The sequence below is a fragment of the Planomonospora algeriensis genome (assembly GCF_977012225.1).
Genome location: NZ_CDRNDK010000423.1, coordinates 1 through 5,344, shown reverse-complemented (window position 1 = coordinate 5,344; position 5,344 = coordinate 1). Strand labels below are relative to the sequence as shown.

The 5,344-nt window shown below is 74.0% G+C and carries 5 protein-coding genes and 1 pseudogene; all 6 read left to right on the top strand.

Going from position 1 to position 5,344, the window contains the following annotated elements:
• Window positions 1–521 (top strand): annotated as a pseudogene (locus ACWJ6R_RS29315) (primosome assembly protein PriA); the annotation flags it as partial.
• A gap of 64 nt (window positions 522–585) precedes the next feature.
• The gene (locus tag ACWJ6R_RS29310) at window positions 586–2,220 is read left to right on the top strand and encodes a hypothetical protein (protein WP_449065330.1); all 1,635 of its coding nucleotides are present in this window, start codon (window positions 586–588) and stop codon (window positions 2,218–2,220) included.
• Between the two features lie 40 nt (window positions 2,221–2,260).
• Entirely contained in the window at window positions 2,261–3,283 is a 1,023-nt protein-coding gene (locus ACWJ6R_RS29305) for a hypothetical protein (RefSeq protein ID WP_449065329.1), read from the top strand.
• Window positions 3,280–3,660 (top strand): hypothetical protein, encoded by a 381-nt coding sequence (locus ACWJ6R_RS29300; protein WP_449065328.1) that lies wholly within the window; start codon window positions 3,280–3,282, stop codon window positions 3,658–3,660. Before ACWJ6R_RS29305 ends, ACWJ6R_RS29300 begins: the two co-directional genes overlap by 4 nt.
• Before the next feature lie 52 nt (window positions 3,661–3,712).
• Window positions 3,713–4,261, top strand: coding sequence for a peptide deformylase (def, locus tag ACWJ6R_RS29295; protein ID WP_449065327.1), 549 nt, complete (start codon window positions 3,713–3,715; stop codon window positions 4,259–4,261).
• 5 nt (window positions 4,262–4,266) lie between these two features.
• Window positions 4,267–5,196, top strand: coding sequence for a methionyl-tRNA formyltransferase (gene fmt, locus ACWJ6R_RS29290; protein WP_449065326.1), 930 nt, complete (start codon window positions 4,267–4,269; stop codon window positions 5,194–5,196).
• Window positions 5,197–5,344: the final 148 nt, after the last annotated feature.

Below are 5,344 nucleotides of genomic sequence, written 5' to 3'. Positions count from 1 at the left end.
CCGGGCGACTGCTGGACCCCGAGCGCGGCGGTGCTGCTGGACGGGTGGGCCCTGCTGGGCGGCCGGACCTGCGGGTGGCCGAGGAGACGCTGCGCCGGTGGCTGAACGCCGCGGCCCTGCTGCGGCCCGGGGCCGAGCTGGTCGTGCTGGCCGACTCCGCGCTCCCCGTCGTGCAGGCGCTGCTGCGCTGGGACCCGGTCACGCACGCCGAGCGGGAACTGGCCGACAGGACAGAACTCGGTTTCCCTCCGGCGGTGCGGATGGCGACGCTGACCGGATCCCCGGCGGCGGTCAGGGAGATGCTGGGGGAGACCGCGCTGCCGGAGGGCGCACGGGTGCTGGGACCGGTGCCGGTGGAGACGCCCCGCGGCGATCAGGTGCGGGAACGCGCCATCGTCCGGGTGCCGTGGGGGGCCGCCCCGATGCTCGCCGCCGCGCTGAAGGGGGCCGCCGGCGTGCGTTCCGCACGTAAGGCGCCAGAGGTGGTCAGGGTATGCATTGACCCTATGGAGGCTATTTGAGTAGTTTCCCCGATTCGCGGTGCTGACAGTAAGCCGTTAATTTCTCCCTGTGTCGATTGAATGGGTGAATCGGGCCATCGACGATCTTCGGGCGTGGGGGCGTGCGCACGGCCGCGAGGTCGACGCGGACGAGGCGCGTCTGCTCTGCGACTACGCCAGCGACTACCTGGATGTGAACGAACTGGGGGATTTCACCTCGGTCACTTTCGAGGAGCTGCTGCTCAACATCTATCCGCGCAAGGTCATCGCCCCTCCGGAAAGCGCCCCGGAGACGGTCGCGGCCGCCCGGACCCTCGTCGACTTCCTTCTCGAGACCGAGGAGATCGGCGGGAAGATGGCCGCGCGCATGCGCGCCACCCTGGACCGGATCGAACCCGAGATGCCGGCCGCCCTGGCCGACACCTCGCGGTTCGGCATGGCCAAGAGCCTCTTCAGCGCGATGGGCGCCGACGCGCTGGACGGGGCGGAGGACTCCCTGCCCGCCGTGGACGAGCAGGAAGGGGAGTTCTGCGAGTGCCCGGGCTGCTCCCCCCTCCCGCCGGTACGGCTGGCCCCCCGCGAGGCGCTGGCCGAGGCGGCGCTGCGGGTCCCCCTGCTGACCGACGCCCGCCGCCTGGCCCAGTGGATGCTGGCCGGGGGGCGCACGCCGACCCGCAAGGGCGCTCTGCGGGTGCGCGACGCCGCCGAGGCGAGCGCACAGCTGGCCGTCGGCGACCCCGCGTTCCTGTGGGACCTGGCGGTGCACACCGGCCTGGTCCAGACGGAGGGCACGGCGGTCTTCGACGGAGAGGACCCCGACCCCCTGGAGGTGTGGGCCGCGACGGTGCGGTTCGCCGTGGAGAAGGACACCGGCGGGGCCTTCAGCGGCGACCGGCTCGTCGACGAGGAGCTCTACACCCTGCTCGACCTGTTCTACCGGGTGCAGGCGCCGGTGCCGGTACCCGTCGTCCAGGAGTACCTCGAGGATGAGATCGGCCTGGCCGACGAGGGCGCTGAGATCGACCTGGAGGAGGCCGGGCGGCGGCTGGCCTACTGCGGGCTGCTCAGCCGGGGCGAGGGGACGCTGGAGCTGACCCCGCTGGCGGTCTGGGGCCTGCACGAGCTCTACGACGTCTTCGGCATCGACGCGCCCGAGGCACCCGACCTGGCCCAGACCGACGCGGCCGGCCTGGTCGAGGGGCTGCTGGCCGGCGTGCTCCCCGACGTGGCCGAGTCCGACATCGCCGGCTGGCTGGCCCGCCGGAGCCCCGCCGAGGCCGCCGCCGAGCTGCTGGGGGCGGTCTCGGGCGCACCCGCCGTCGCCCGGGGGGTCGCGGTCACGATCGTCGACCGGCTCGGCGCGGAGGCGGAGGAGTCCGTCCGGGGCTTCCTGGGGGACGCCGAGCTGCGGCCGCACGCCGTGCACTGGCTGTCCGCGCGCGGCCTGGCCGCGCCGACGCTCACCCCGGACGAGGTGCTCTGGATGAGCGTGGACATGCTCGCCCTGGCCCTGCCCGCGGCCGAGGAGGACCCGGAGTCGTTCGCCGAGAACATGGCGGCCTCCGGCCCTCCGTCGCACGTGATCGAGGAGATGTGGCGGGTGGACCATCCCGACGCCGTCGACGTGCTGGAACTCCTCGGGCACTGCCTGCCGGACCAGAACGCGGCCAAGGCCGCGCGCAAGGCGGCCTTCAAAGCGCGTTCGCGTGCGATCGGCTGAGCCGTACATCCGTGGGGCTCTTGTGGAGTAAGTTTCACGGGTGGCAAAGAGCGGGAACACCGGCAACGTCTTCGATCTCGGCGAACTGCGGAGGCTGGTCGACGAGTTGGGAACCGCGCCCCGGGAGGTGCGGGCGGCGGTGCTCGACGAGGCCGTCGCGGGGGACGCGGGATCCGCTGGAAACGCCGACTGCGACTGCCCGAGCTGCGGCACCGAGGCGCTGAGCTTCCCGCCGGTCGAGCTCGCCCCCGACGCCGAGCTGGCCCGCGCGGTGCTCCGGGTCCCGCTGGTGCGGGACGCCCAGCGGCTGGCGGCCTGGACCGGCACCCGGCAGGTGACCCCCGAGTGCCTGCTGCCCGACCCGTTCCTGGCGGCCGCCGAGCTCGGCCTGCCCGGCCCCGCCCGGATCCACCTGCTCTGGGTCGTCGCGGTCAACACCGGCATGCTGCGGATCTCCCGGGGCACGGCCGCCCCCGGGCCGCTCGTCCTGACCGGGGACCTGCCCGCGCGGGCGCTGCTGGAGTTCTGGGACGGCGTGGTCATGGACGTGCTGGACCGGGCCGACGAGAGCCTGACGGGGTCCGCCGTGGTGGACGAGCACCTCGCCGAGATGCTCGCGACGATGTACGCCGTGAGCGACGGCCTGTCCCCCGCCACCCTGGTCAAGGGCATCCTCCAGTCGCACGAGGTGGCCTGCGAGGCGCGCCCGGCGCAGATGCGGCGGCTGGCGGCCTCCCTGCCGGGGGAGCTGGAGGCGGCGCTCGACCTGCTCGGCTACTGCGGCCTGGTCGAGCGGTCGCCGGCCGGCTGGCCCCGGCTGACCCCGCTCGGCGTGTGGGCCGTCCGGCAGGACCTGATGCGGGAGGGCCACGACGCGCCCACCGGAGCGGAGGTCGCGGTCTTCGCCGACCTCGGCGCGGGCGAGCTCGTCGAGGCGATCGTCAAGGGCTCCGCCGCGCCCAGCGCCGTCACCGTGTGGCTGGAGTCGCGCGCCCCGAGACCGCCGCCCGGGAGCTGCTCGCGATCGCCGCCTCCGGCGCGGCCGGGCAGCGCGGCGTGGTGAGCACGATCCTGGAGGAGCTCGGGCCCGAGGCCGAGGCCCCCGTCCGGGAGGCCCTCGCCGAGCCCTCCCTGTGGCGCTACGCGGCCTCCTGGCTGCACATCCGCGACCTGCCCGCGCCCACCCTCACCCCCGCCGACAACACCTGGATCGCGGTCGACACGCTCGCCTCGCTGATCCACCAGGGCCGGGCCCCCGAGGGGATGGGCGAGTTCGCCGCGCTCGAACCGGGGGAGGACCTGGTCCGGCTGGTCGAGGAGATGGCCCGCGTCGAGCACCCCGACGCGATCGTGGTGCTCGACATGCTCGGCGCGCACCACGCCGACGCCGCCGTGGCCAAGGCCGCGCGCAAGGCGGTCATGAAGGCCCGCTCCAGGTAGGTCCGCGCCGCCGGGGCCCCTAAACTGGGGGGATTCCGTGGAAGGAGCCCTGTTGGCCATTCAGTCAATCCGCCTCTTCGGCGACCCGGTGCTGCGCACGCCCGCGGAGCCGGTGAAGGACTTCGACAAGGAGCTGCGCAAGCTCGTCAAGGACCTCACCGACACCATGATGGACGCGCCCGGAGCGGGTCTGGCCGCACCGCAGATCGGGGTCGGACTGCGGGTCTTCACCTACTACGTGGACGACCAGCTCGGCCATCTGATCAACCCGAACCTCGATCTGTCGGAGGACGTCGACGAGGAGGGGGAGGAGGGCTGCCTGTCCTTCCCCGGCCTGACCTACCCGACGCCCCGGGCGATCCGCGCGGTGGCCAAGGGCTTCGACATGCACGGCGAGCCGGTCACCCTCGAGGGCACCGACCTCATGGCCCGCTGCTTCCAGCACGAGACCGACCATCTGGACGGCATCCTGTTCATCGACCGGATGGACTCCGCGCAGCGCAAGCTCGCGATGCGGGAGATCCGCCAGGCCGAGTGGAGCGGGCTGTCCGCGCCCACGTTCAAGTTCTCCCCGCACGCCACCCACGGGAAGGCTCTGTAGGAACCGTGCGCCTGGTCTTCGCCGGAACCCCGGACACCGCCCTGCCCTCGCTGCGCGCGCTGCTGGACTCGCCGCGCCACGACGTCGTCGCCGTCGTCACCCGCCCGGACGCCCCGTCGGGCCGGGGACGGAAGGTCCACCCCAGTCCCGTCGCCGAGCTGGCCGAGGAGGCGGGCATCGAGGTCCTCAGGCCGCCGAAGGCGGGCGATCCCGCGTTCCTGGAGCGATTGCGCCAGATCGGGCCCGACGCCTGCCCGGTGGTGGCCTACGGGGCCCTGCTGCCCCAGTCGGCGCTGGACGTCCCGCGCCACGGCTGGATCAACCTCCACTTCTCGATCCTGCCCGCGTGGCGGGGCGCGGCCCCGGTGCAGCACTCCGTGCTGCACGGCGACGAGATCACCGGCGCGAGCACCTTCCAGATCGTCAAGGAGCTGGACGCCGGCCCCGTCTACGGCGTGGTCACCGAGAAGATCCGCGCCACCGACACCAGCGGCGAGCTGCTGGCCCGGCTGGCCGAGTCCGGCGCCGAGCTGCTGGCGGCCACCCTCGACGGGATCGAGGACGGCACGCTGGAGGCCAGGCCGCAGCCCGCCGAGGGCGTGAGCCTCGCCCCGAAGATCAACGTCGAGGACGCCCGGGTCGACTGGACCGCCCCGGCGATGCGGGTGGACCGCCTGGTCCGCGCCTGCACCCCCGCCCCCGGCGCGTGGACCGGGTTCCGCGACCAGCGGATCAAGCTCGGCCCGGTGCGGCCCGCGCCCGACGCGCCCGCACTGGCCCCCGGCCAGGTCGCGGCCGCCAAGAACTCCGTCCTGGTCGGCACGGCCACGCACCCGGTGGAGCTGGGCGAGGTGCAGCCGCAGGGCAAGCGCCTGATGACCGCGGGGGAGTGGGCCCGCGGCGTACGGCCCACCGACGAGGATCGGCTGGTCTGAGCAGATGAGCGATCGGGGGAACGGCGGCGGTGCTCCGCGCGGCGGAGGCCGTGACGGGGGCCGTGACGGGGCCGCCCGCGCGGCGGGGTCCGGCGGTGGGAGGGCAGGGCGTCCGGCGGGAGGCGGAAACCGGGGCCGGAGCGCGGGA